The sequence below is a fragment of the Trichocoleus sp. ST-U1 genome (assembly GCF_039961835.1).
In the GTDB taxonomy this organism is placed as follows: Bacteria; Cyanobacteriota; Cyanobacteriia; order Cyanobacteriales; family FACHB-T130; genus FACHB-T130.
Genome location: NZ_JAMPJZ010000032.1, coordinates 14,740 through 39,239, shown reverse-complemented (window position 1 = coordinate 39,239; position 24,500 = coordinate 14,740). Strand labels below are relative to the sequence as shown.

The window sequence follows — 24,500 nt, the reverse complement described above, 5'->3', positions numbered from 1 at the left end:
TTTCAGTAGTGCGATCGCATTCTTGCTTTACCTATCAGCGTTGCTTAGATATTGCTCTAATTGCGCTGTCCGCTGTTTTGTTACTTCTGCAAGGCAACTGCTATAAATCATCGGTTCCATTGTTCCGCCTGCAAATTCAGTTCTTTCATAAGTACAACTAGCATCTCTAAACTTGATCCAAGCTTGCTGCGCTGAAATTAATTTCTGTCGCCGCGAGCTTTGCAATCTTGGTAGGAGTTGTTTGTATATTTGGTTCAACTTTTTATCTGCATTTTGGTAATCTATTCCAGCGCAAGCATTCATTTCTCCTTGAGTCTGAGGATTGTTGCAGTTAGGTCGTTGAGCTAGGCGGATTCCCGATACATCTGGTGTTGCGTTTGCATTTGTCACCGCCGCAGTACCTAAACTGAGCAAAGCTGCCACACCTACAATTGCGGGTAATAACTTATTCATGGTCAAATCTTGAATTCTGTGTAGCCAATAACATAGCAAAAAGGTCATAGCAACAAAGTGAAATGCGATCGCTCTTGATGAGCATCGGCTAGCATTGGCAAATGACGACTCCTGTTAGACCTATTAATCTATTTGAGTACGAAAGGCTAGCCAACCAGCACCTCTCTCAGATGGCGCTGGATTACTACGCTAGCGGTGCTTGGGACGAAATCACGCTGCGGGATAATCGAGCAGCCTTTGAACGCTACAAACTCCGTCCTCGGATGCTGGTAGATGTCAGCCAGCGAGATTTAAGTACCACGATCCTCGGTCAATCTCTACAACTGCCCATTCTCATCGCGCCGATGGCGTTTCAGTGTTTGGCGCATCCAGACGGTGAAATTGCTACTGCCAAAGCTGCGGCAAAAATGGGAACCGCGATGGTATTGAGTACCTTAGCAACCAAAAGTATAGAAGAAGTTGCCAGCGTCGGGAATCAGACACCGCAGTGGTTTCAGTTGTATGTGCATCGCGATCGCGCCCTTACCCGTGCTTTGGTAGAACGCGCCTATGCTGCCGGTTTCCAAGCGCTGTGTCTGACAGTTGATGCGCCTCTGCTGGGTAAGCGAGAGCGAGATACGCGAAATCAGTTTGTTTTGCCGTTGGGAATGGAACTGGCTAATTTAGCCACTTTGACAGATTTGAAAATTTCCTATAAACCCGGCGAATCGGGTTTATTTGCCTATTTTTTAGAGCAACTGAACCCAGCACTGACGTGGAAGGATTTGGAGTGGTTGCAATCCTTGTCGCCTTTACCATTGGTGGTGAAAGGGATTCTGCGAGGAGACGATGCGCTTCGGGCGGTGGAACATGGAGCCAAAGCGGTGATTGTTTCTAATCACGGGGGCAGACAATTGGATGGAGCGATCGCTACGATTGATGCTCTGAGTGAGGTGGTTGCGGCTGTGGGGGACACCGCAGAAGTTCTGGTGGATGGCGGTATCCGTCGCGGCACTGATGTCCTCAAAGCCCTGGCATTAGGAGCAAAAGCCGTATTGTTAGGACGCCCCGTGTTGTGGGGATTAGCAGTAGGGGGAGAGGCGGGTGTCGGGCACGTACTGGAGCTTTTGCGAGATGAACTTGATTTAGCGATCGCTTTGAGTGGCTGCGCTAAGTTACAAGACATTGATCCCAGTTTAGTGGTGCGGTTGTAGGAATCGTTGGTATTGCGCTTGCTGATGAGAAGATGCGATCGCGCCTTTAAGACAGCAAATTCGCTGTATGTGACTAGGATCACCCAGTTCAGAAAACAAGATCACATTTTCTCCGGCATGTCAATCACCTAATGTTAGATAAAAACTATTCATATTAGTAGTATCAGAATTTTATGCGCTAATTTATCTGCTGTGGGGGGGAGTTTGAGATGCTGGAAAAACTAATGGTAGCCGCGACTCTAACATTCTCTCTCAATGTATTTTTGGGACATAGCTGGTCAACTGCCCCTCAAATGGCATCAGAACTCAACTTGCAAGAAACCGCATCGCAAATCATCAGCCTCTTACCTCGCCCAAATACTCACACTCCAGAGAATGGCAGCGGTTCTAATTCTGTACGATAAAGCTTGATGTTTTCCCGAATGGTTTATGCTGGGGAAAATAGAGAGCTACCGCTGCACAACTCGATATGAAACCCCAAATCGCCGCAACAGCAGCACTGCTGACGACACTTTCCCTTGCTGCTCCTGTAAAAGCTGAAAACGTCGAACATACTAGACAGTTATTAGCGACTAAACAGTGTTCGCAGTGCAACCTCAGTGGTGCGGGTCTAGCTTTAGCTGACTTATCAGGAGCTAATCTTACTGGCGCTGATTTGAGCCGTGCTAATCTTAGTCGTGCCAACCTGAGTGGAGCCGACCTCAGAGGTGCAAATCTGAGCGGGACTTCTCTATTTGGCGTCAATCTGAGCGGTGCGAACTTGACGGGTGCGAACCTGGCAGGTGCCGACCTAAGAGAAACTTTTCTTGTTAATGCAAATTTGGCAGGTGCTAACATCAATGGTGCTAATTTGCAGGCGGCTATTGGCATCCCTAGCTACGCAGCCACGCCTGAAGATTTCTACGCATGGGGTGTAGCAGAGGGTCAAAAAGGAGACCAACAAGGGGCAATCGATCATTTCAACCAATCGCTGGCTCTTAAGCCCAACTTTGCCCCCGCATATCTAGCCAGAGGAGTGGCGCGTTATCAAATGGGCGATCGCTCCGGAGCCGTTCTGGATTCTCAGAAAGCTTCCGAACTCTTTACCATCCAGGGAAATATTCAAGGCTATCAGACTAGCCAAGTTTTCATTAAAGAGCTGACAACACCTTTGCAGGAAGCGGGTAGCAGCGGCGGAAATTTGGCGAATTTCCTAGGAGGTATTGGTAGCTTACTACTCCGATTGCTTTTTTAATTCTGCTAGGGTGGGTTAAAATCCCTGCCCAGTATTTACGAGTCAGTTTATGACGATATCCAGTAATTTGTGGCAGGAAAATCAAGATTTAGTGCAAGCCTGCCTCAAGCATCCTTTTGTCCAAGGCATTGCCGACGGCACGCTACACCAGGAGCGATTTGCTTACTATGTGGGGCAAGACGCCTTTTTCTTAGAAGCTTTTGCCCGTGCCTATAGCATTGCTGCGGCTAAAGCTCCCGACACGCAGGGATTTAATACGTTTCATTCCCTAGCTGGGGGCGTTTTAGATGAACTTTCCCTTCATCAAGGCTATGCAGATGAGTGGGGAGTCAACCTGCAAGCAGTAGAACCGGGAGCTGCTACACGCCGCTACACCGACTTTTTATTAGCAACAGCTTGGAGTTCGGAGGTTGGTCTAATTGCTGTGGCAATGGCACCCTGTATGCGTCTGTATACTTTCTTAGGTCAGCAGATAGCTCAGAGTGGAATAAAAGACCATCAATACACTAACTGGATTCGCACTTATAGCAGTGAGGAATTTGAGCAACTAGCTCAGAAATTAGAAAAGCTGGCTGATCGTTATGCCTCTACCACAGCATCTTTGAAATCAACTTACCGCTATGCGATGTTGTGCGAACGAGACTTTTTTCAAGCTGCCTGGGAGGCTATTGATTTAAAAATCTAGATTTCAATTGATAGCAATTCTCGATTGGATGCAGTACAGTTTCACCCTATCTCTGTGTCTTCCCGCTCACCCAGAAGGGTTTAATATTCCCTCCCCTCTCCGTGAAGGTCGAGGGGTTGGGGGTGAGGTTCCGAGTTGAAAAGCAGTGCGGGTTAAGAAGATGTTTCTAAATATTATTGCAAGAATTCTATTTTTATCCCTTGATTTTATCTTTGATTTGCTGCCACAAGCTTTTTTTCTTCTGAGTAAATGCTACTTGAGCTGGTTTAGGTTCATTCAGATAACGATAGTGTTCCCAAATATCCCAATACGAACCACCTGGCTCTAAACGGACGCCCGCCCAGTGTACAAACTTCAGAGGTTGGTTAACTTTTGGATCGACTAATTTATAGCCTTCCTGCTTAAAATGCGGGCTTCCTGCCCAATTTCCAGGCCCCTTCCCGTTTTCTCGAACAATATTAAATCGTCGAGGCATTCGCTTTAATATGAGATAATTAAGAATCGTTTGGTCGGAGTTCAAGACATAAAAATATTCAGGATGAGATGCACAGAACTCAAAAGTATTTTGCAAATCTTGTTGAGTAATTAGGTTTTTCTTGGAACCCCAAAAACCACTATTGAAAACATCTTTCAATTCGTCTTCAGAGAAAATTTCTGTGATTTTGGGTGTAAAAACTTGTTTAATGCCTCCTGTGTATTGATAATCACAGCAGATAAAATCATTGTTTGCAAGATAATTAAGATTTTCTATGATTTTTTCAAATACAACAATATCAGTATCAATATATAGAAATTCATCGAAAGGGCCAAACCAACAGGCTAACTTGCGAAGCAAATTGGGTCTATCTAAAAGGTTGTCACCACAGGTCTGCTTGACTAAATCATCTATCTTTTCTAATAACTGTAAATCTTCGTATATTTTTACCCCATGAGACTTAGTAATAATATCAGCGATCGCTTGATACTGATTGTTATAGGGAATCATCACAATCGGACTATCAGCATCATAAGCACGAATGCTATTCAATAGCGCGATCGCATTATCAATGACGCGATCGTTAGCAAGAATATAGATACCACGACTCATTCAAATATCCTCAACTGGTGAATCCAATTTTCTTTAAAACTCTTTTGGCTAAACTTGGAGCCTGATTGTAAGGTGTCGGTTTGGTTGTAAACTTGGGGCGCTTCTCTGGTTCGTGAAGATAGCGATAATACAAGAAAATATCCCGATAGGGAAAATCAATATTTTCTCCCTCACTAATCCGAGAAAACAATTTTGATGACAGCCCAATATAGTGTAGATAGGTTAGTCGTTTGCCTCGATCGTACAGAATATTATCCCTAGCTTCAAAATGGGGAGAAGTAACCGCGTTTCCAGTCTTTTTGTCGTCAGGTAAATGCAGCGCCAAGTTATAAACTGGAATCTCGCCTCTCATCGTCATATAGTTAAGAACTGATTGGTTAGGCGCTGGCATAAATAAAATTTCTGCCTCGCCTTCCTCAAGCTTGGATACTAACCAATCTCTTTGTTCCTGGGGAAATAACCCTCGCTTCCCGGCGTACATTCCGGCACAAAATATCTCTGTGCTAAGCCGGTTTTTATCAACAATTTCTAATAATTTTGGTGACTGGAGATTAAAGATATGATTGGGGGATTTATACTGAAAATCATAAACTACAAAATCATTGTCATTTAATTTATCAAAGATAATTTTTAAGGAATCCATGACTACGATATCGGCATCTAAGTAGATAAACCTTTCAAAAGGGCTATCCGCATCAAAGGCGCAGTATCGCCGATTCATGCCTATACGATTAACACCGGGGATTCCTTGTTCTTGCCAAGTCTTTAAAGCAGTTGGATGAGCTGCCCATACCCGTTTAGAAAAATCTTCCCAACGAGCAAACAAGTTAACATCATCCAGCAAGGTTACATTTTCCCGATTAGCGATTTCCGCGCGAACTCGATCTACTCGATTATCATAGGCAATAACGCAGACTGGGATTTCTTTACCGACATTGGCTTCTATGCTATTTAATAGAGCAACGAGTTGGTCGTAGACTACATCATTCGCTAGTGTATAGATGCCGTCTGTCATATAAAAATCCTCAGCAGGTTAATTTGAATAATACATTAAAATCTTTTTAGGAGCTTCCTGATGTCTAAAACACAAAGGCAGAATTAATGTCAATTGCTAGCTGTTCACTGTGGATTTTGGTAGCGCGAACCGATCTGCCGTTCATGATGCACACCATTCCTCATCTAGTGAAGATGAGTAAATTCAAGTTTAGCGAACGGGTGTTGGCTGTAGATACGGCACCGCTAACGGGGGACAAAGTCGGGCGTCCAGGCATCGGTACTCTAGAACAGTTACGGGAGCGCTGCGATCGCTTACTGCGCGATGGTGTGGTAGATAAAGTAGTCGATATTGACTACTCCGGAGCCTATCACGACCGAGTATATCGCAAACATTTTGGCAGCCGCATCCGGTATACACATAACTATAAGGGCTACCCCATTTTGGGCACGATTTTTCACATTGAAGAAGCCCAAGGTGACTATATGCTTCACTATGACAGCGATATGCTGCTCCATCAGCAACCCGATTATAGCTGGGTAGAAGAGGGGATGAAGTTGATGCAACAACACCCGGAAGTGATGGCAATCAGACCGCTGACTGGGCCACCGACAGAGGATGGTAATATGTATCAACGGGTGCCCTATGAGCGGAACCCGCATGGTTTCTACACATTTAAGTTTTTCAGCAGTCGCATTTACTTAATTGACAAGAAGCGTTTCGACAAGTTACTCCCATTACCAGTGCTGTGGCGTCCTTATCGGCAAAAGATTGCCAATCGGTTGCCAGTGAGGTTACAAACGATATTGAACAATATCGCTGGTAAAGGGGCTTTGGATTCTTGGGAAGTGATGGTATCGAACCAACTGGAGGCGACGCAGTATGTCCGAGGGGTTCTCGATTCTCCGAAAGCTTGGACGGTTCATCCAAAAGACCGGGGTTCAGAATTTATCGAAGCTTTACCTAAAATAATCGAGAAGGTTGAAACAGGGTGGTATCCTCCGGAACAAGCCGGTCATTATGACCTTCAGTTGAAACATTGGCTTTGACAGAGCGTTTGAAGATTTCTTGTATTGCTTGATTTTCAAGATTTACCGTAGTTATCCATGCTTATCTCCATCCCTCATGGCTGAACAGCTTCCAACGATTTATTTTTATCTTCCCGAATCGGACTGGCCTGATAGCAACATTCCGGTGAATCCTGAAACTTATCAAGAAGTTTATAAAAGTGGTAAATGCACTGGCACGTACAACTGGATATTACAAACCTATCTTCGGCTGAAAGCTGATGGTTTTCCCTGCGAAATTGCCGGGAAAATACCTGCTGAGGGTATTGTTGTTGCGTGGACAAGTACTGTACCACCTGAGCTGCGACCGGGGCCAAAACTAATATTAGTGGTTGTTTGTGGGGATAAAGGGAAACACCGTTACGCACAGCTTCATGTTGTCCAAAATCGCCAGGAAATGCTCTATCCACACATACATGTTGGGGATAAATATCTGTTTCCAGGAGAAAAGTATTACATTCCGCATTGGCCTCAACCAGGGTTGATCCCGCGAGATCCAGCACGAGGCGATCGCTTTGAGAATGTTGCCTATCTGGGTCGTAAAGAAAATTTGGTAGTTGAACTGAGGCAACCGTCATGGCAGGAGCAGATGAATGCCTTAGGTTTGCGGTTTCAGGTAGTCAGAAACCCGATTCAATGGAACGACTACAGTGAGATTGATGCAATCGTGGCTGTACGCAGCTTTAATCGTAAAAATGATTACTACTGGAAACCAGCTTCAAAGCTTTACAATGCCTGGATTGCTGGCGTACCTGCAATTCTAGGACGATGCGAGTCTGGGTACCGATTGGAGCGCAAAAGCGAACTCGACTATCTAGAAGCGGGTTCTGTTGATGAAGTGATTTTGGCACTGAAACGTCTTCGCGATGACAAAGAGTTGCATCGTGCAATGGTTGAAAATGGTAAGCTCCGTGCGGAGGAACTACAACCCGATCAGCTCGTCAGACAGTGGCGCACCTTTTTAACAGACATAGCAATTCCAGCTTACGACCGCTGGTGTACGGCTTCAAATTCGACCAGGAAAGTATTTTTAACACGCCGTGACTTAGCCACACAAACAAAGGGAATTCGCATTCGCCTAAGCAACCTCTCACACAAAATCAGAACGATTTAAGATTTGCCTGCCGATTCCCTGAATAACGGATGGTTTTCTATACACTCTTATGACTGATAAGCTACTACCGATTTATTTTTACATTCCCCAAAGCGATTGGCCCGGCGACATACCGGAAACGATTGATACTTACTGGCAATGGTTGGATGCAAAACGCGGAATGTACAACTGGACATTGCAAACTTATCTGCGCCTCAAAGCTGATAATTTTCCGTGCGAATTGGTAGGAACCATGCCGACAGAGGGAATTGTCGTGGCGCATTGGGACTTTCTTCCACAAAGCCTACAACCAGGATCGAAGGTGCTGATTGTTTGCATTCAGGCAGACCGAGCGCAACATCCCTATGCACAGATTCATATTGTGCAAAATCCGCAAGAGGAAATGGTAGTACGTTCGGTGAAGCTTTGGGAAAGCTACTTTATGCCGTACTGGCCTCAGCCAGGGTTAATTCCCCGCAATCCCTGGAGGGGCGATCGCTTTGAGAATGTTGCCTATGTGGGTCGTGAGGAGAATTTAGCACGAGAATTGCGAGAGCCGGAATGGCAGGAACAACTCAAGGATCTAGGTTTGCGATGGGAAATCGTCAATAGTCGCGATCGCTGGAGCGATTACAGTGAAATCGACGCAATACTAGCCGTTCGCAACTTTAACCGTCATGGCGATTACAGTTGGAAACCAGCAACGAAGCTATATAACGCATGGCACGCTGGTGTACCCGCAATTATGGGTACTGATTCGGCATTCCGCGCCGAGCGCAAGAGCAAACTAGACTATTTGGAAGTAGCTTCTCTTGAGGATGCGATCGCTGCTCTCAAACGCCTGCGCGATGACAAAGAATTGCGTCATGCCATGATTGAAAATGGTCGAGTCCGTGCTGAGGAAACAAAGGCAGAAAGATTGGTAGAACGGTGGCGCAGCTTTTTAACAGAGATAGCTGTCCCAGCCTACGAACGCTGGTGTACGGCATCGAGTTTGACCCGGCAAACATTTCTGAAGCGCCGCTACCTAGCTGTCGAAACGAAAGATTTACGGCATCGTATCCGAATTGCGCGATCGCAGGTGTCTCGTCCCGTAAAATCCCTCGTGTTGCGGGTTAGAGGAGCTTGGAATTCCCGTTAAATTGAGAATAACGACAACACTCAGTAACACTTAGTGGTGCAAAGCAGCACTATTTACTGTCAATTTAATAAACTTCTAGGCAAGGCAACAAAAGCAGCTTTTTGATTGCAGATTTTATATGCCTAAATTGCCTACTAACGCCTGCTCCTGTTCATACCGTTATGGCTGATAAATTACCGCCAATATATTTTTACCTTCCCCAATCTGACTGGGTTGAGGATATGCCAAAGAGTGCCGATACTTACTGGCAAGGTTTTGGACAAGGTATATACTGTTGGACGCTACAAACTTACCTTCGCCTCAAAGCAGATGGCTTTCCGTGTGAACTAACAGGAACCATGCCTACTGAAGGAATCGTATTAGCACATCGGCGATCTTTCCCCTTTGCTTTACAGCCACAAGCAAAATTGCTGATGGTTTGTCTGAAGGCAGACTACGAGCGACATCCCTATGCACAGCTTCATGTTGTGCAAAACCCTCAAGAAGAATCGACCTTCAAAGATAGTTCCTACATTCCACTTTGGTCGCAACCAGGGTTAATTCCTCGCGATCCTGCACGAGGAGATCGATTTGAGAATGCTGCCTACTTTGGTATTACGTATAACTTAGCATCTGAACTAAAGAAGCCATCCTGGCAGGAGCATCTGAAGGCTTTAGGTTTGAGTTGGCAGATAGTGAAGTCTGAGCGCTGGAACGACTACAGTGATGTCGATGTAGTCGTAGCTGTGCGTAGCTTTGATCGCCAAGATTACACCTGGAAACCTGCCACGAAGTTGATTAACGCCTGGTGTGCTGGTGTACCGGCAATTCTAGGGACAGATTTTGCATTCCGAGCAGAGCGCCAAAGCGAACTAGACTATTTGGAAGTACCTTCCCTTGAGGATGCGATCGCTGCTCTCCAGCGCCTTCGTGACGACAAAGAGTTGCGGCGTGCCATGATGGAAAACGGTCGAGTCCGTGCTGAGAAAACACAACCGGTGAGGCTAGTTATACAATGGCGCAACTTCCTCACAGATGTAGCCGTTCCAGCCTATGAACGCTGGTGTACGGCATCAACTTGGAGCCGACAAACATTTTTGCAGCGCCGTTCCTTATCTATCAAAATAAACAGCGTGCAACATCGCATACAACTACTTGCATCAGGAAGTAAAAAAAACTAAAAACTTAAAAACTTATTTATTTAAATCAATCGAAATTACAACAAAACTCAGGGGTTTATCAATTTAAGCAGCATCGTCTGAGCGCTACAAATCGTTTACATAGACATATTCTTTGTGTTCATTTAACATTCTTCATATCTTTTTAGGGAACACATACATATCACAAGAATGAATTATTTTATCAAACTTGGACTTATCAAATCCCCTATTGTAAATTTGGAAAAGACGCTTTTAAAATCAAAGATAAAGTACAAGAACTTTTAGATTCTTGCAAAAGTTGAAAAGCGTAAGTGCATTAATGTTTTGAAGAATAACAATAGATAATTTTTATTTCATCTTAGAGCTATCTTCGAGAAATTCTAAAGTTCTGAGCAGGCGAATTGCTGACTCGTAGGCTTCTTCGGTTAATTCGCGTGACTCTTCTGTACTGTCTACCAAGTCATCAACCACTAGCTTCAGAAAACCAATCATGGGGTTCAGACGAGACCGAACTTCGTAAGAAGTTTTGACTAAAGCTTCATTAACGGCGGCTTTAATGACATTTTGAGTTGTTTCAGAGAACTGCATTGAGTACAGACGGGTATAGTAGCCGTTTTTCTTTAAAAGTTCCGCATGAGTACCGAGTTCCACAACACGACCTTTTTCCATTACAGCAATTTGATCGGCTTTTTGCACGGTGGAAAGGCGGTGAGCAATGACAACTGTTGTGCGATCGCGGCAAAGTTCATCAATCGCCTGTTGTACCAAACGCTCTGAAACCGTATCCAAAGCACTGGTGGCTTCATCTAAAATCAAGATTTCTGGGTTGCGTAACAGTGCGCGAGCGATCGCAATCCGTTGTCGTTGTCCTCCCGATAGGAGAACTCCTCGATCCCCAATGGTTGTATCAAAGCCTTGAGGTAAGTTCACAATGAATTCGTAGGCGTTGGCTCGTTTAGCCGCTGCAATTACCTCTTCCTCACTCAATTTCTCCCATGCATAGGCGATATTATTGCGGACGGAATCGTTAAATAGGAACGTATCTTGGCTGACAATGCCCATCGCTTTTCTCAGTGAGTGCATGTCAAATTCCTTCATATCTCTTCCATCTATCGTGATCCGACCCTCTGTCGGATCGTAAAATCTGGGTAGCAAATCGACCAGCGTTGACTTGCCTGCCCCGGATGCTCCTACTAAAGCAAGAGTTTTTCCTTTAGGAATCCCTAAATCTATCTTGTTTAGAATTAAATCCTCATTCCCCGGATAGGCAAAAGACACGCCCTCAAAACGAATTTCCTCTTTAAATCCGGTGTAAGGAACGCCACCATTTACCATTAATGGCTTGTTATCCCGGCGCAAGAAATCTGTCACCACTTCAACGCTGGGGGCAGAGTTGGCAAATTCGCCCCTCGCACTGTTTAACTGACCCACGAAAGGCAGTAATCGGAACAGGACAACTAGATAAGTCAGCAGTACTGCCGAGAGCGACTCCAACTGCTGTAAAAATAAAGCACGACCTAACAATACAATTGCTAATACAACAATAATTCCCGATACTTCGTTGATAGGCGCAATCGCTGCCGAGTTCGCTTGCGATTGTAATTCCGCTTGTTCGCGTTCCTTGATCAGTTCGTTTAGTCGCTGGAATTCCCGCTCTTCATTGCTAACACTTTTGATAAGCCGAATCCCAGTCAAAACTTCAAGTTGGGCACTAGAATAAGCTTTTGATGCTCTTGATACTGCCTTCCCAAATTTTTTAGAGCGCTGGATATAAAATTGATTTGGCAGTGTTACTAAAATCAATAAAACTGTAGATGCTAAGGTCAGTTGCCAAGAAATTAGTAACAATATCCAAACAAATACTAAAATTGTGACTGCTGTGATAAATAGCCGTATTAAAACGCGAATTGAACCAGCAGTACGACTAACTTCTTGTCCTAACCGATTGATGATATCTCCAACTTTCGTCTTTCCAAAATATTCAAGATCGACATCTAATAATAGCTGAATTCCTTCTTTACGAATATCGTTGACCAAGGATTTAGATAAGTAGCTACCGACTAGAGAGCTTATATAGCTAGTCACATTTTTTAGAATAATGGCTAGTAATACTGCCGCAGTCATTGCGATGAGACGGTTTTCTCCAGTAAAACCGTCAAACACGGATAGCATTCTCCGAATCAGGGGGGGACCTCCGGTTAAATTCAGCTGATTCTGCCCTAAAAAGTCCAGCACTACCGGCACAATTAAGGTTGTACTGACTCCATTAAATAGAGCGCCGGAGAAGCCCAGAATAACCGTCGCGATGACTAAGACGGGATACCGTAACGCAAATTGTAGAAGTAACTTATTAGAGTTTGAAAACATACTTTCTTTTCTGCTACGAAGCGAGCTTCACTTGATTGATAGTCTAAACTTTTCCAGCTAGTTGCAAATCTTTAATCACATCAGATAGTATAGATGCCATTGTCTCAGTACTATAGTGGGATATACATCTTTCTCTTGCTTTTATACCCTGCTGATTTGCTTCATCTAAATGCTCCAATATCCATTGGATTTTTTCAGCAATTTCTTCTGGAGATTCAGGAGCAACCAGATAACCTGTGCCGCCTAGAATTTCTGGAATATCGCCAACGTAAGTAGACAGAATTGGCTTTGCCATTGCCATTCCATCTGTTAATTTGAGCGGGAACTGAGCCTGTGCGGCAGGGGTATCTCGTTGGGGAACAACCACAATATGGGCAGCGGCTACCACAGCAGGCATTTCTGAAACTGGATATTTTGGTAGTTTGATAATCCAACGCTCCCACTGTTGCATTAATTGATTATCGTAGGCATCGTATGGACTTCCCCCAACAATTACAAGTCTAAGGTCTGGCTGATTCAGCCGGTCTAGTGCTGCTAAGACATCTTCAAGACCTTTGTACGGTCGTGGCGCTCCTGGAAACATTAAAATACGGTAGCCTGCGAGACCATAACGGATTCTACTTGCTTCAGAATCGAATTGGCTAGGATCAAAAAGAGTAGTATCTTTACCATTCGGTAAATATACACCTCCAAAGCGATCTTTCAAGAATTGAGTGTGTAATGTAATCGTATCGGCATAAGATACCAAGCTTTCCATCCACTGCAAATAAAGAGGGTGATCTGGATATCTTAATGCCCCATCAGGCTTCAAAGTATCTCTATAAAATTGCTTTAAACTGGGACGATATTTCCATTGCTCGCCTCCATGCCAACTGAGTTCCCAGTCATCTATATCTAAAATAATAGGACAACGAGCTGTTATTTTCTTAATGATAGATAATCCGAAACTTGTAGGTTTCAGTTTTACGGCGTATATAATATCTCCATCAATTTGTTTTATGAGTTTTTGAGCGGCTTTTATAAAACCTGAATGATAAGCGCAAGGAATAGCAACAATTGGTATGTTCGATTGAGCGACTTCTAGTGATTCTTCACCAAAAACAAAACCAAAAATTTTTACTTCATGGTTAAGTTTCTTTAAGGCTTCATATAGCAAAAACGTACGAACAGCCCCTCCCCATCTTCCTGCACCACTAGCGGATAGATCGCTTACAATCAATGAAATTTTTAATTTTTTGTTTTGCTGTAAATCCACAAATTTCTAGTTAAATTTAGATAGTTGAACATAGAATAAGCGAGTAATAGTACAGTCTAACTGAAATAACCAATTTAATCCTTTCTAGAGACTGACTTCATTCTTTATCAGTATAATGGGTGAAGTTAAAATATCAAGAGACTGGAATAAATGTATGTAGAAAAAAACAATGGTAAGTAAATCAGCTAGTAGGGTTCGGTGTCTGTTCGGCATTCCCATCTGCTAAAAAAGAATTGAAGAAGGTCTAGTCAACAAACTTTAGATGACCCGTTTGGATATTGTCAAAGATGCGATTAAGCTGGCGACGTTCTTCGTCTGTCACTAGGTAATCAGAAAGAATAGCCGTTGTCAGATGCAGATACTCGCTTCGGGTCAACTGACCGGCTGACAGGATACGGTCTACCATTTGTTGAATCTGTAAGTTTGACTGGCGTTCTCGTGTCCATGCCATAGGTGGTTAGTGACTCCTCAATTTTCGCCGATTATTTGGTGGTGTCTACTGTCTATTTAAGATTATCTGTTTGCCGTTCGTTGGCATTTGTCTAAAGTTTCTGTAAGAATAATGTTAAGAAATGATAAAGTCTTGTCCCATTGGGACACTCCCTTACAGAGGCAGTGGTAAATGCAGGTTGACCGAATTCCGGTACTTTCTGACAACTACATCTTTTTGCTGCATGACCCGACTCAGAAGATAGCAGCGGTTGTAGACCCCGCTGAAGCTCAGCCGGTACTGCAACGCTTGCAAGAAATTGACGTGCAGTTGGTAGCAATTTTCAATACTCACCATCATAGCGATCATGTGGGCGGAAATCGGCAGCTGATGCAACGCTTTCCGGATGTCTGCGTGTATGGGGGGGCTGAGGATAAAGGGAGAATTCCTGGGCAACAGGTGTTTTTGCAGGAGGGCGATCGCGTCGAGTTTGCCGGTAGAATTGGCGAAGTTTTCTTTGTTCCCGGACATACCCGCGCCCACATTGCTTACTACTTCCCGCCAGCAACTGCTGAGGAAACGGGCGATTTATTTTGTGGTGACACCTTGTTTGCCGGTGGCTGTGGCAGGCTGTTTGAAGGTTCACCCACTCAGATGGTGTCAAGCTTGAGCAAGCTCAGGGCTTTACCGGATACTACCCGCGTTTGGTGCGCTCATGAATACACTCTGAAAAACCTCCAATTTGCTCTCACCGTCGATGGGGAAAATCCAGATTTACAATCCCGCTATGCTGAGGTCAAAGACGCCCGCAGTCGTTTGGAGGCAACGGTGCCATCGAAGCTAGGAGTAGAAAAGCGCACGAATCCATTTTTACGCTGGGACACTCCGACGCTGCAATCAGCAGCGAACAGCCAAGATCCAGTGCAGGCTTTTGCTCGGCTGCGGGGGATGAAAGATCGGTTTTAGGATTCTGTACCCCGGCAAACAGATAGGCATTCGCTGAATTCAGATTTTATATTGCGATCGCTCAACATATTTTCGTAGTATGGAGTGTTCTACCCCACGATTAATTTTCTTTTGTCTGTAGCAGAAAAAAAACTATGGCGAAGCGCGTGCAATTAGTTTTGAATCAAGATGTCAGCAAGCTAGGAAAAAGCGGTGACTTGGTTGAAGTCGCTCCCGGCTATGCTCGGAATTATCTAATTCCCCAAAAACTGGGGATTCCTGCCACTCCCGGCTTGCTCAAGCAAGTCGAACGGCGCAAGGAAAAAGAGCGGGTGCGCCTGTTGGAAGAAAAACAGCAAAGCCTTGAGCTGAAGACTGCCATAGAAGCCGTGGGCAGCTACACCATCGCCAAGCAGGTGGGTGAAGAAAATGCTATTTTCGGTACTGTCACGAGCGCAGAAGTGGTGACAGCGATTCTCCAAGCCACTGGGAAGGAAATCGATCGCCGGACGATCAGTCTTCCCGATATTGGTGAGACGGGCACCTACAAGGCAGAGATCAAGCTACACCCTGAAGTTAGTGCAGTTGTGCAAATTCAGGTTGTGCCCAGCTAATCGGAGCGCCTTGTCTGAAAACTTGAGTCACCGCCACAACGGTTTGACCAATATTTGCCTGCCAGGGAAGGGGGTTGAGTGAAGCAGGAGTGCGATCGCTTAACCCCCGTTATCATAGTCATGGTCTGAATCTTTCTGAGAACGGCCTTGTTATGGCTAACGAACTAAATTTCCAAGGCAAAAACGCTAACGAAGCGATGTCGTCCTTGGCGAATCGCTTACCCCCCCAAAACATTGAGGCCGAAGAAAGTATTTTGGGAGGTATTTTACTAGATCCGGAAGCCATCGGTCGGGTTGCCGATATCCTCCTGCCAGACGCATTTTCAATTAACGCTCACAAGGCAATCTATCGCGCCGCCCTTGCCTTAAGCAGTCAAGGCAAACCCACAGATTTGATGAGTTTCACTACTTGGCTGTATGACAGGAGCGAACTTGACAAAGTGGGCGGACAGAGTAAGTTAGCCCAACTGGTAGATCGCACCGTGTCTGCTGTCAACATCGACCAGTATGCAGCACTGGTGATGGATAAATACCTGCGCCGCAAGCTAATTCAAGCAGGCGGCGAGATTTCTCAGTTGGGTTATGAGACAGCGACCGAGCTGGAAACGATTCTCGACCAGGCGGAACAGAAAGTTTTTAGTCTCACCCAGGATCGCCCTCAGCAAGGTCTGGTACCGATTTCCGACACCCTAATCAATACGTTTCAGGATATTGAAATCCGCCATCAGGATCTCGCCCTCCCCGGTCTTCCCTGTGGCTTCTATGACCTCGACGCGATGACTGGTGGTTTTCAGCGTTCTGACTTGATTATCGTGGCGGGAAGACCGTCTATGGGGAAAACGGCTATCTGTTTGAATATTGCTCGAAATATCGCTGAATTTCATAAATTGCCCGTCGCTGTTTTTAGCCTGGAAATGTCCAAAGAACAGCTGGTGCAGCGGATGCTGGCTAGCGAGGCAGGAATTGAAAGTAACCGCCTGCGGGCTGGGAGAATTAGTCAAAATGAGTGGGAACCGCTTTCGCACGCCCTAGGCACCCTCTCGGAGATGCCCATCTACATTGACGACACGCCCAATATGACGGTGATGCAGATGCGATCGCAAGCTCGTCGTCTCCAGGCAGAACAGCATGGAGAATTGGGATTAATTCTCTTAGATTACTTGCAATTAATGGAAGGAGCCAGTGACAATCGGGTGCAAGAATTGTCTAAAATGACGCGAAGTCTCAAAGGTTTAGCCCGCGAACTCAACGTCCCGATTATTGCCTTATCCCAGCTCAGTCGCGGCGTCGAAGCCCGTAACAATAAGCGCCCGATGATGTCAGATTTACGTGAAAGTGGAAGTATTGAGCAAGATGCTGACTTAATCATCATGCTTTATCGGGATGAATACTATAACAATGACACGCCTGACCGAGGCATTGCAGAGATTATTATTGCAAAACATCGCAATGGCCCAGTAGGGACTGTAAGGCTATTATTCGATCCGCAATTTACACGCTTTCGTAATCTGGCTTCTTCCAATCGCTGAGGATGGAACTCACGATAGGGGTTCTCAGTGGAGTGCAATGTAGTGAGTGCAATATATCCACTCGCAACCTTACCTCTAAGCCATCTCCGCTTTTGGGGTGAAACAGGGTGGTTTTAATTAATCTACTTCACCTTGTTTTGTTTCATGACGAATTAAGAGTAGTGAGTAATTTTTACTCACTACTCTTGAGCCATGACCGACTTGAAAAGAGAGCTAATCGCCTTTAAAGAGACAGGACTTTAGCAACTGTCTGCACATCCTTATCGCCGCGTCCAGAGCAGTTGATGACAATGCGGGGATTGCCAGTCAGTTGAGGGCAGAGAATATCCAGGTAAGCGATCGCGTGAGACGTTTCCAACGCTGGAATAATTCCCTCTAGCTGCGACAACTGCCGAAACGCTACCAAAGCCTCTTGGTCAGTCACGCTGTAGTATTCAGCCCGACCTTCATCCTTGAGATAACTATGCTCCGGGCCAACGCCGGGATAATCTAGACCAGCGCTTATAGAATGCGCCTCCACCACTTGACCATCCTCATCTTGCAGCAAATAGCTCATCGCCCCGTGCAAAACTCCCACCCGTCCCTTAGTAAGCGTGGCAGCGTGTTTCTCGGTATCAACACCCTCACCAGCCGCCTCAATTCCAATCAGCCGGACTGATGGGTCTTTCACAAACTCGTAGAAGAGTCCCATCGCATTTGAGCCACCACCGACGCAAGCTAGGAGAATATCCGGCAAACCGCCCCATTTCTCCATCGCTTGAGCGCGAGTTTCCTGACCAATTACTGCATGGAAGTCGCGCACCAACATCGGATAAGGGTGAGGGCCTGCAACCGAACCTAAGATGTAGTGAGTCGTTTCTACATTCGTTACCCAATCCCGAATGGCTTCCGACGTGGCATCTTTAAGCGTTCCGGTTCCCGCCGCCACAGGGCGCACCTCTGCCCCCATCAGCCGCATCCGGAACACATTCAGCGATTGCCGTTCCATATCCTGGACGCCCATATAAATGACGCAATCCAGACCAAATCGAGCGCAAACCGTGGCTGTAGCGACGCCATGCTGTCCGGCACCCGTTTCTGCAATAATCCGCTGCTTGCCCATTCGCTTCGCCAACAATACCTGAGCCAAAGCATTGTTGATTTTGTGGGCACCCGTATGGTTCAAATCTTCCCGCTTCAGATAAATTTGCGGCCCTGTACCATCTGGCTTTGCATGGTGAGCCGTCAAACGTTCGGCAAAATAAAGGGGGCTGGGGCGACCTACATAATCCCGCAGCAATCCTTGAAGTTCTTGCTGGAAATCGGGTTCAGCTTGGTATTTCTGAAAAGCAGCTTCCAACTCACTCAGCGCTGGCATCAACGTTTCCGGCACGTACTTGCCGCCAAATCGTCCAAATCGCCCTAATGCGTCGGGTTGTTGTGCAGAAGCGTTAGCAGTTTCTTGGGAATCCGGAGAAATGGGAGTACGTGTCACAGCAAATTGTGGGAATTACAACACAAACTTCATTATAGTTTCGATGAGTTTATCCAAAACAAAATTACTGGGCTGGAAGGTTCTGGTGTCTCGGAGATAGAGTAGGACTGGGAGGAGCAGCCGTTGAGATAGGAACTGGAGTGGCATTTGAAGACGGCGGCGACTGGTTTGATTTTGGCGGCGAGATTTAACAAATTCGCTAAAATTGCCCTACAGGGTAGACAGGTGCGCTCTTACAGATGTATCTCACACTTTCATTGAGAACTGCTATATCTAAATAAGTTACGGGCAAAACTCGCACCCAAATTTAGAGAGATTTCCGGCTCCTCCTCGATCTAAATCTGTTCTTGAATAACTTTTACCCGACTCACTGTTATGTCTTCTTCCAAGGGCAAAGCATCCAGTTCTAAAACACCCGCTCAAAATCGCGTTATCTACTCGGAATTCGGAAACACCGATAATTCAGATGCCTTAGAACGACCCGTACCAGAACTACCCCCCAATCAGCAAAACCTCAAGGTTCAGGCATCTCGGAAAGGAAGAAAAGGCAAAACTGTTACTGTAATCAGTGGCTTTCAGGTAAAACCAGAAACACTGGAAGCCCTAGCGAAACAGTTGAAAGCTCAGTGCGGCACGGGGGGCACAGTGAAGGAAAATGCGATTGAAATTCAGGGCGATCATACTCAGAAACTCGTCCAAGTTCTCGCAACTTTGGGCTACAAAGCGAAAATCAGTGGCGGCTGACTTTAGTTGGAAACAGGATGAAATGCTAGAAATCAAAGTACGGATCTAGGATTATCAATTGCTCTCTAGATGGGAGTGGAAAAACACCGATAATCGCCGGTTTAGTCAGCTTGAATAAGGCACATTTCTCAGGAAGGTTGTGCTTCAGTAACAGTCGAAGGCTTCAGCGGCAACGACACTGTAAAGCAAGTGTAATTGGCAGCACTTTCTAGATGAATCGTGCCTCCTAAATTGGCAACCAATTTCTGTACCAGCGCCAGTCCCAAGCCAGTCCCGCCTTGCTTCCAGGGATCGGAGTTGGGAATCCGGTAAAACTTTTCAAATACTCGTTCGCGCTCGCTGGCTGGAATTTCCACGCCAGTATTTATTACGCTCACTTCCATCTTATCTGCGACGCTACGTGCTTTTACTGCAATCCGTTCGGCTGATGGCGTGTACTTGCAGGCATTGTTGAGTAACTCGCTGAATATGCGTCCTAAACTGGTGCGATCGCAAATTAAGGGAGGCAGTTCGGACTCAAGGTGAATTTCTAAGTGGCGATCGCGTTCTTGGGCTGGCTTTTGAAAAGTTTCTACAATTGTGGGAAGCCAATCTTCTAGCTGAATGCTTGTCAGTACCAAAGGCTGAATCTCTGCATTGATTCGCTGCCACTCTAGTAGATCGTTGATCAAGTTGGTTTCTCGCTCGCATTCGTTATGCAAAATATGGAAGTAGCGAGCCACTTTGTTTCTTTCTGCGGGCGGCTTCGAGAGTTCTGCAAACAGTCCGTGGTCTTTATTCAAGGCAATCCCCAACATCTGAATCGCCATTTTCATGTTGGCAACTGGCGATCGCAATTCATGGGGAACGGTACTGAGAAAGTCATCTTTGAGGCGATTCAGCTTTTCCAGTTCTGCGACTTGCGTTTGTGCTGCTTGGTAGAGTCGAGCTTGTCGAATTGCGATCGCGCATTGAGACGCCACTTGCTGCACAAGCTGGATTTCTAGCTCGTTGAAAGCTTCTTCCTGCCGCTTAAATAACCAGAGATCCCCAAATACTGCTTGGCTATCAAAAATCGGACAAGCTAGGATAGCCACCGATCCTCGAATCTCAGGGATTAGGTAACAAAACTGGAAATACTGACCTTTCAGTAATTGAGCATCGTCTTGAAAAAGGTCAGAAATTGTGACGACTTTTCCTAGTGCCGATGGCAATCCTTGGGTGTATTCGTGAGCGATTGTTGCCGTGGTTTGATTGGCATCGTATAAAGCTGTATCGCAGCCTTCAATCCCCAACACTAACGTTAATTCTTCGACAGCCGTTTGCAAAATATGGTTTTCGTCGAGGCTATCACGAACTTTGTCAGTAATGCGTTTAAGCATTGCTTCAAAGTCAAGGATCTGTTGCAAGTGGATTGTGCGATCGCGATTGAGCTGGTCGTGGGGTTGCTCGTGCAGCGTTTTTTGCAACCTCGTATCCCTTACCCCGCTATCATTTTGGGCAATTTTTCCCTCAACCTGATTTTCTATATCTCTCTCGGCGCACTCCCAATTTGTCCCCGAAAAATCTACTACCCGCTCGGCTTGACACGGAAGCATTTGTTGCAGCAGCCAGCGCAAACCTACGACTTGCAGATGTTGCGGCTCTTGCACTGGCTCGACAGTGACGATAGCCTTAAATGTCCTACCCTGCCTTGTTTGCAGGCAGATTTCCCAGTTATTGACAACAAATCCCTGTTGTAGGGCGCTGAGCTGAGTCTGAAAGTCGTCGCGAGCATCCGTGACCACGAACTCCACCAGCGCCTTACCGACTAAGCTTTCTTGAACGCTTTCGAGCCACTCACCGCTAGTCCGGTTGGCTGATAAAATTACGGCTTCTGGATTTGTCACCAAAAAGCCAATCCCCTTTCCCTGGGAAACCACCTCTGAGTTGCTATAAGCAGGCTCGATTGCTTGTAAAGCTTTTTGGTGAGTGGAAAGGAAAATAAACTCACCTTCGGTTGGGGAACGCTGCTGTTCTTTGAGTCCTGCGTGATTTTTGTTAGCGAATTCTTGCTGAATTTGTTGGCGCAGTTGCTCAATGACGGCCTGCATTTCTTGCAGATGGGTCGATAGTTTTTTCAGAGCATCCACGAGCGGCTCCTGGTGAGACATCGGTAACTTTCCAGCACATTGCCACAGATGCTCAAGCCGCTGTAGGGAATCTTCAATCTGCTGGTCTAGATCATTTACCATTGCACCCTTTAGCCGCCTAGACAACGCTTCTGTATCAGCAGTAATACCCATATCAGCAATGCTCAGATTTTGCCGGATTTGTTGCAATAATAGCTCTGCTTATTTGTGCCTTTATTTTCTTAATAGAATAACTTCATATTCTTTGGGGCAGCATCGCATCTTAGACTGATTTTCCCCAAAAAAGTTCCTACCTTGTTGATAAATATGCAGTGCAGCTTGATGTTCTGAGGATTTCCGCGATAGTTTCACACAAACCATTGCTTCTCGGCGCTCGCCCGCGATTCCCATTCCCAAAATCCCTCTCTACTGACGACTGACTTAATATTTTTAAACATTAAAGATTTTTAGCATTTTAGTAGCAAAGATAACAGTAAAGTTGTTTTATCTACTCACCGATAGATTGACAGTTCTATCGGAATAGAGAGAAGAATTCCCCAAATCAATGAGATCCTAGAAAATATTCCCATTAATTCTCAAAAGGTGTTTTTATGGATTTCTTCCGTATCCTGATCGCTATTTTTGTGCCACCGCTGGGTGTTTTCTTGCAAGTTGGCTTTGGAAGAGACTTTTGGATCAATCTCGTCTTGACTTTTCTAGGTTATTTTCCCGGAATCATTCATGCGGTGTGGATTATTATTTCGAGAAAATAGCGATCGCTCCTCCATTCCCCCACAACCTAACCATTCGGCTCCATCCAAAAGAAACAAGGAGCCATCTTCATGGCTCCTTAAATCAGCACGATTGATTTCTAAGGACAGTCGAGTCAATTACTCGGCTGCACTCAGCAAATTTCCAGCCGCAGTAGCGGGTAAAGTTGGTGCAACCAAACCGCGCGAGTAGAGAGGCGCTTTGGTTTGAGCGACTAGAGGGAGTACATTGTGAACCTGGGCAGCGATCGCTACAGTCTTCACATCATAGGTTTGAGTTGCCACCTTGGGATAGAAACCAATTCCGATAATCGGAATTATTAAGCAAGCGGCAATAAACACCTCACGAGGCTGGGCATCCAGCAACACTAAATCTGTTACCAACTCTTGATGCTGCTTACCGTAGAACACCTGCCGCAGCATAGAGAGCAAATAAACTGGCGTCAGAATTAATCCCATCGCTGCCAGCAACACCACCACTACTTTGAAAGTGGAACTGTAAGCATCGCTCATGGTGAAGCCTAGAAAGACTGTCAATTCCCCGACAAATCCGCTCATTCCCGGTAAGGCAAGAGAAGCCATTGAACCGGCGGTGAACAAAGCAAAAACTTTAGGCATTTGTTTCGCCATTCCCCCCATTTTTTCCATCATCAGGGTGTGGGTGCGTTCGTAGGTAACGCCTGAGAGGAAGAACAGCGCCGCTGCAATCAACCCGTGGGAAACCATTTGCAGAACTGCACCGTTTAGCCCTAAGTCAGTGAACGAGGCAATTCCAATCAGTACAAAGCCCATGTGGGCAATCGAAGAACAAGCTAGCCGTCGTTTGAGATTGCCTTGAGCAAAAGCGTTTAAAGAACCATAGACAATGTTGACGACACCCAATATCACGAGTACTGGGGCGAAATAAACATGGGCGCTAGGCAGCATTTCGATATTCATGCGGATTAGCGCATAGCCGCCCATTTTCAGCAACACCCCAGCCAAAATCATCGAGACGGGGGCGGAAGCTTCGCCGTGAGCATCAGGTAGCCAAGTGTGCAGCGGGAAAATTGGCAGTTTGACGCCGAAGGCAATCAAGAACCCAGCATAGGCCAGGAGTTCCAATGCTAAGGGGTAATGCTTGGCTGCCAGTTCCGCCATGTCAAAGGTGACGGTATCGCCATAGAAAGCCATTGCTAAACCGGCAACCAAAATGAACACCGAGCCTAAGGCAGTGTAAAGGATAAATTTGGTTGCAGCATACTGGCGCTTTGGCCCTCCCCAGATGGAGATCAGCAGGTACACCGGCACTAACTCCAGTTCCCACATCAGGAAGAACAAAAGCATATCCTGAGCAGCAAAAACGCCAATCTGAGCGCTGTACATTGCCAGCATTAAAAAGTAAAACAAACGTGGCTTATTTGTAACGTTCCAAGCCGCGAAGATAGCCAGGGTGGTGACTAAGCCGGTCAAAGCAATCAACGGCATAGACAGCCCATCCACCGCTACAGACCAATTTAGACCGAGTTGAGGCACCCAAGAATAGGTTTCAACTAACTGAAATGTTGGGTTTTTTAAGTCGTAGTGACGCCAAAAGGTATAAACAATCAGAGCAAAATCTACTAACGCTACGCCCAATGCGTACCAGCGGACGGTCTTGCCGTCTTTATCCGGTAGTACGGGGATGGCGAAGGAAGCGAGTAACGGCAGCAGAATAATCGTGGTGAGCCACGGAAATTGAGTACTGATCATCAGAACCTACCCAAGGTTGAGGCGATATTGCGGCATTTAGGTGGCGTATTGCAGGCACTCAACAGAGCAACCTGTACTTCGCCAAAGTTTCCTGTATAGACTCAATCAGAAGTGATGTCTTAGGAATTTATACTTACCCTACGAATATAGCTCTAGTTGTTTAAATGTTGCAATATGTTAATTTAAAAATTTTTATGTTAAGCATCTAGGCAAAAAAAAGACGGCTGCGATCGCCATCTTCGAGTAAATATTTGATAAGAACGCCATAGACTAATGCGCTCAAGAGCGCCCAAAGACCCTTGCTCAGTTAATGCAACGCCAATACAGGCTTCCCGAATAGAGTGACGCGATGACCGCGAGAAACCAATTCGTAGCCTAAAGTCGTCATCGGGTTGAGATGACCGGAGGCGGTAGGACAGATGATGCCAAAGTGAGTCATCGGAAAGCCCCTATAAACAGAGACGT

The 24,500-nt window shown here is 45.7% G+C and carries 24 protein-coding genes; 13 read left to right on the top strand and 11 right to left on the bottom strand.

All coding sequences use genetic code 11. The features are described 5' to 3' along the window. Positions 1–27: 27 nt before the first annotated feature. Positions 28–453 (bottom strand): lysozyme inhibitor LprI family protein, encoded by a 426-nt coding sequence (locus NDA06_RS13665; protein ID WP_190411272.1) that lies wholly within the window; start codon positions 451–453, stop codon positions 28–30. Positions 454–554: 101 nt separating this feature from the next. On the opposite strand from NDA06_RS13665, the gene NDA06_RS13660 reads away from it, so the two are divergent. From NDA06_RS13660 to NDA06_RS13645, 4 genes are all read left to right on the top strand, one after another. After that, positions 555–1,646, top strand: coding sequence for an alpha-hydroxy acid oxidase (locus NDA06_RS13660; RefSeq protein ID WP_190986881.1), 1,092 nt, complete (start codon positions 555–557; stop codon positions 1,644–1,646). Positions 1,647–1,855: 209 nt separating this feature from the next. Further along, positions 1,856–2,050, top strand: a complete 195-nt coding sequence (locus tag NDA06_RS13655) for a hypothetical protein (protein ID WP_190411270.1) — start codon at positions 1,856–1,858, stop codon at positions 2,048–2,050. A gap of 65 nt (positions 2,051–2,115) precedes the next feature. Then, a complete protein-coding gene (locus NDA06_RS13650) occupies positions 2,116–2,880 on the top strand; it encodes a pentapeptide repeat-containing protein (protein WP_190986880.1) in 765 nt (254 codons plus the stop codon). Between the two features lie 49 nt (positions 2,881–2,929). Beyond that, positions 2,930–3,565 (top strand): TenA family protein, encoded by a 636-nt coding sequence (locus NDA06_RS13645; RefSeq protein WP_190986879.1) that lies wholly within the window; start codon positions 2,930–2,932, stop codon positions 3,563–3,565. Between the two features lie 193 nt (positions 3,566–3,758). Here NDA06_RS13645 and NDA06_RS13640 read toward each other — a convergent pair whose 3' ends face one another. Together NDA06_RS13640 and NDA06_RS13635 are read right to left on the bottom strand one after the other, a co-directional pair. After that, positions 3,759–4,652 carry an Npun_R2821/Npun_R2822 family protein gene (locus NDA06_RS13640; protein WP_190986878.1) on the bottom strand — a complete coding sequence of 298 codons (894 nt, stop codon included), beginning with the start codon at positions 4,650–4,652 and terminating at the stop codon, positions 3,759–3,761. A gap of 10 nt (positions 4,653–4,662) precedes the next feature. Further along, positions 4,663–5,667, bottom strand: a complete 1,005-nt coding sequence (locus tag NDA06_RS13635) for an Npun_R2821/Npun_R2822 family protein (RefSeq protein ID WP_190986877.1) — start codon at positions 5,665–5,667, stop codon at positions 4,663–4,665. Between the two features lie 86 nt (positions 5,668–5,753). On the opposite strand from NDA06_RS13635, the gene NDA06_RS13630 reads away from it, so the two are divergent. From NDA06_RS13630 to NDA06_RS13615, 4 genes are all read left to right on the top strand, one after another. Next, the gene (locus tag NDA06_RS13630; RefSeq protein ID WP_190411265.1) at positions 5,754–6,695 is read left to right on the top strand and encodes a glycosyltransferase family A protein; all 942 of its coding nucleotides are present in this window, start codon (positions 5,754–5,756) and stop codon (positions 6,693–6,695) included. A 76-nt stretch (positions 6,696–6,771) separates the two neighbouring features. Further along, the gene (locus NDA06_RS13625; RefSeq protein ID WP_190986876.1) at positions 6,772–7,827 is read left to right on the top strand and encodes a hypothetical protein; all 1,056 of its coding nucleotides are present in this window, start codon (positions 6,772–6,774) and stop codon (positions 7,825–7,827) included. 49 nt (positions 7,828–7,876) lie between these two features. Then, a complete protein-coding gene (locus NDA06_RS13620) occupies positions 7,877–8,947 on the top strand; it encodes a hypothetical protein (RefSeq protein ID WP_190986875.1) in 1,071 nt (356 codons plus the stop codon). Positions 8,948–9,108: 161 nt separating this feature from the next. Continuing rightward, positions 9,109–10,107, top strand: a complete 999-nt coding sequence (locus tag NDA06_RS13615) for a glycosyltransferase (RefSeq protein WP_190675449.1) — start codon at positions 9,109–9,111, stop codon at positions 10,105–10,107. Between the two features lie 327 nt (positions 10,108–10,434). Here NDA06_RS13615 and NDA06_RS13610 read toward each other — a convergent pair whose 3' ends face one another. The 3 genes from NDA06_RS13610 to NDA06_RS13600 form a co-directional block, all read right to left on the bottom strand. Then, a complete protein-coding gene (locus NDA06_RS13610) occupies positions 10,435–12,453 on the bottom strand; it encodes an ABC transporter ATP-binding protein (protein WP_190675451.1) in 2,019 nt (672 codons plus the stop codon). Between the two features lie 43 nt (positions 12,454–12,496). Continuing rightward, positions 12,497–13,708, bottom strand: coding sequence for a glycosyltransferase (locus tag NDA06_RS13605; RefSeq protein WP_190532623.1), 1,212 nt, complete (start codon positions 13,706–13,708; stop codon positions 12,497–12,499). Between the two features lie 244 nt (positions 13,709–13,952). Next, positions 13,953–14,159 (bottom strand): hypothetical protein, encoded by a 207-nt coding sequence (locus NDA06_RS13600; RefSeq protein ID WP_190411256.1) that lies wholly within the window; start codon positions 14,157–14,159, stop codon positions 13,953–13,955. A gap of 171 nt (positions 14,160–14,330) precedes the next feature. Here NDA06_RS13600 and gloB point away from each other — a divergent pair, with 171 nt between their 5' ends. The 3 genes from gloB (at position 14,331) to dnaB (ending at position 17,226) form a co-directional block, all read left to right on the top strand. After that, the gene (gene gloB, locus NDA06_RS13595; RefSeq protein ID WP_348251748.1) at positions 14,331–15,104 is read left to right on the top strand and encodes a hydroxyacylglutathione hydrolase; all 774 of its coding nucleotides are present in this window, start codon (positions 14,331–14,333) and stop codon (positions 15,102–15,104) included. Between the two features lie 134 nt (positions 15,105–15,238). Beyond that, positions 15,239–15,697 (top strand): 50S ribosomal protein L9, encoded by a 459-nt coding sequence (gene rplI / locus NDA06_RS13590; RefSeq protein ID WP_190987114.1) that lies wholly within the window; start codon positions 15,239–15,241, stop codon positions 15,695–15,697. A gap of 152 nt (positions 15,698–15,849) precedes the next feature. Continuing rightward, positions 15,850–17,226, top strand: coding sequence for a replicative DNA helicase (dnaB, locus tag NDA06_RS13585; protein ID WP_348251749.1), 1,377 nt, complete (start codon positions 15,850–15,852; stop codon positions 17,224–17,226). A gap of 223 nt (positions 17,227–17,449) precedes the next feature. Here dnaB and trpB read toward each other — a convergent pair whose 3' ends face one another. Continuing rightward, positions 17,450–18,700 carry a tryptophan synthase subunit beta gene (trpB, locus tag NDA06_RS13580; protein ID WP_190433273.1) on the bottom strand — a complete coding sequence of 417 codons (1,251 nt, stop codon included), beginning with the start codon at positions 18,698–18,700 and terminating at the stop codon, positions 17,450–17,452. Between the two features lie 375 nt (positions 18,701–19,075). Here trpB and NDA06_RS13575 point away from each other — a divergent pair, with 375 nt between their 5' ends. Further along, positions 19,076–19,444 (top strand): translation initiation factor, encoded by a 369-nt coding sequence (locus NDA06_RS13575; RefSeq protein ID WP_190675457.1) that lies wholly within the window; start codon positions 19,076–19,078, stop codon positions 19,442–19,444. A gap of 128 nt (positions 19,445–19,572) precedes the next feature. Here the strand turns inward: NDA06_RS13575 and NDA06_RS13570 are convergent, their stop codons facing one another. Then, complete coding sequence (locus tag NDA06_RS13570) at positions 19,573–21,744, bottom strand: ATP-binding protein (RefSeq protein ID WP_190987113.1); 2,172 nt, start codon at positions 21,742–21,744, stop codon at positions 19,573–19,575. Positions 21,745–22,145: 401 nt separating this feature from the next. On the opposite strand from NDA06_RS13570, the gene NDA06_RS13565 reads away from it, so the two are divergent. Next, positions 22,146–22,307 (top strand): YqaE/Pmp3 family membrane protein, encoded by a 162-nt coding sequence (locus NDA06_RS13565; protein ID WP_190411249.1) that lies wholly within the window; start codon positions 22,146–22,148, stop codon positions 22,305–22,307. Here NDA06_RS13565 and NDA06_RS13560 read toward each other — a convergent pair. The 3 genes from NDA06_RS13560 to NDA06_RS13550 all read right to left on the bottom strand — a co-directional run bounded on the left by NDA06_RS13560 (position 22,251) and on the right by NDA06_RS13550 (position 24,474). After that, a complete protein-coding gene (locus tag NDA06_RS13560; protein WP_190411361.1) occupies positions 22,251–22,424 on the bottom strand; it encodes a hypothetical protein in 174 nt (57 codons plus the stop codon). The genes NDA06_RS13565 and NDA06_RS13560 overlap by 57 nt on opposite strands. Further along, positions 22,425–24,035, bottom strand: coding sequence for an NAD(P)H-quinone oxidoreductase subunit 4 (locus tag NDA06_RS13555; protein WP_190987112.1), 1,611 nt, complete (start codon positions 24,033–24,035; stop codon positions 22,425–22,427). It abuts the gene before it with no gap. 307 nt (positions 24,036–24,342) lie between these two features. Continuing rightward, positions 24,343–24,474 (bottom strand): hypothetical protein, encoded by a 132-nt coding sequence (locus NDA06_RS13550; protein ID WP_277878448.1) that lies wholly within the window; start codon positions 24,472–24,474, stop codon positions 24,343–24,345. Positions 24,475–24,500 lie beyond the last annotated feature (26 nt).

Coding starts and splice junctions, on each gene's coding strand:
- NDA06_RS13665 (WP_190411272.1), bottom strand. CDS start 453: ATGAATAAGTTATTACCCGCAATTGTAGGTGTGGCAGCTTTGCTCAGT.
- NDA06_RS13550 (WP_277878448.1), bottom strand. CDS start 24,474: ATGACTCACTTTGGCATCATCTGTCCTACCGCCTCCGGTCATCTCAAC.
- NDA06_RS13620 (WP_190986875.1), top strand. CDS start 7,877: ATGACTGATAAGCTACTACCGATTTATTTTTACATTCCCCAAAGCGAT.
- NDA06_RS13575 (WP_190675457.1), top strand. CDS start 19,076: ATGTCTTCTTCCAAGGGCAAAGCATCCAGTTCTAAAACACCCGCTCAA.
- NDA06_RS13625 (WP_190986876.1), top strand. CDS start 6,772: ATGGCTGAACAGCTTCCAACGATTTATTTTTATCTTCCCGAATCGGAC.
- NDA06_RS13615 (WP_190675449.1), top strand. CDS start 9,109: ATGGCTGATAAATTACCGCCAATATATTTTTACCTTCCCCAATCTGAC.
- NDA06_RS13645 (WP_190986879.1), top strand. CDS start 2,930: ATGACGATATCCAGTAATTTGTGGCAGGAAAATCAAGATTTAGTGCAA.
- NDA06_RS13655 (WP_190411270.1), top strand. CDS start 1,856: ATGCTGGAAAAACTAATGGTAGCCGCGACTCTAACATTCTCTCTCAAT.
- gloB (WP_348251748.1), top strand. CDS start 14,331: ATGCAGGTTGACCGAATTCCGGTACTTTCTGACAACTACATCTTTTTG.
- NDA06_RS13555 (WP_190987112.1), bottom strand. CDS start 24,035: ATGATCAGTACTCAATTTCCGTGGCTCACCACGATTATTCTGCTGCCG.
- dnaB (WP_348251749.1), top strand. CDS start 15,850: ATGGCTAACGAACTAAATTTCCAAGGCAAAAACGCTAACGAAGCGATG.
- NDA06_RS13630 (WP_190411265.1), top strand. CDS start 5,754: ATGTCAATTGCTAGCTGTTCACTGTGGATTTTGGTAGCGCGAACCGAT.
- rplI (WP_190987114.1), top strand. CDS start 15,239: ATGGCGAAGCGCGTGCAATTAGTTTTGAATCAAGATGTCAGCAAGCTA.
- NDA06_RS13565 (WP_190411249.1), top strand. CDS start 22,146: ATGGATTTCTTCCGTATCCTGATCGCTATTTTTGTGCCACCGCTGGGT.
- NDA06_RS13635 (WP_190986877.1), bottom strand. CDS start 5,667: ATGACAGACGGCATCTATACACTAGCGAATGATGTAGTCTACGACCAA.
- NDA06_RS13600 (WP_190411256.1), bottom strand. CDS start 14,159: ATGGCATGGACACGAGAACGCCAGTCAAACTTACAGATTCAACAAATG.
- NDA06_RS13660 (WP_190986881.1), top strand. CDS start 555: ATGACGACTCCTGTTAGACCTATTAATCTATTTGAGTACGAAAGGCTA.
- NDA06_RS13640 (WP_190986878.1), bottom strand. CDS start 4,652: ATGAGTCGTGGTATCTATATTCTTGCTAACGATCGCGTCATTGATAAT.
- NDA06_RS13650 (WP_190986880.1), top strand. CDS start 2,116: ATGAAACCCCAAATCGCCGCAACAGCAGCACTGCTGACGACACTTTCC.
- NDA06_RS13610 (WP_190675451.1), bottom strand. CDS start 12,453: ATGTTTTCAAACTCTAATAAGTTACTTCTACAATTTGCGTTACGGTAT.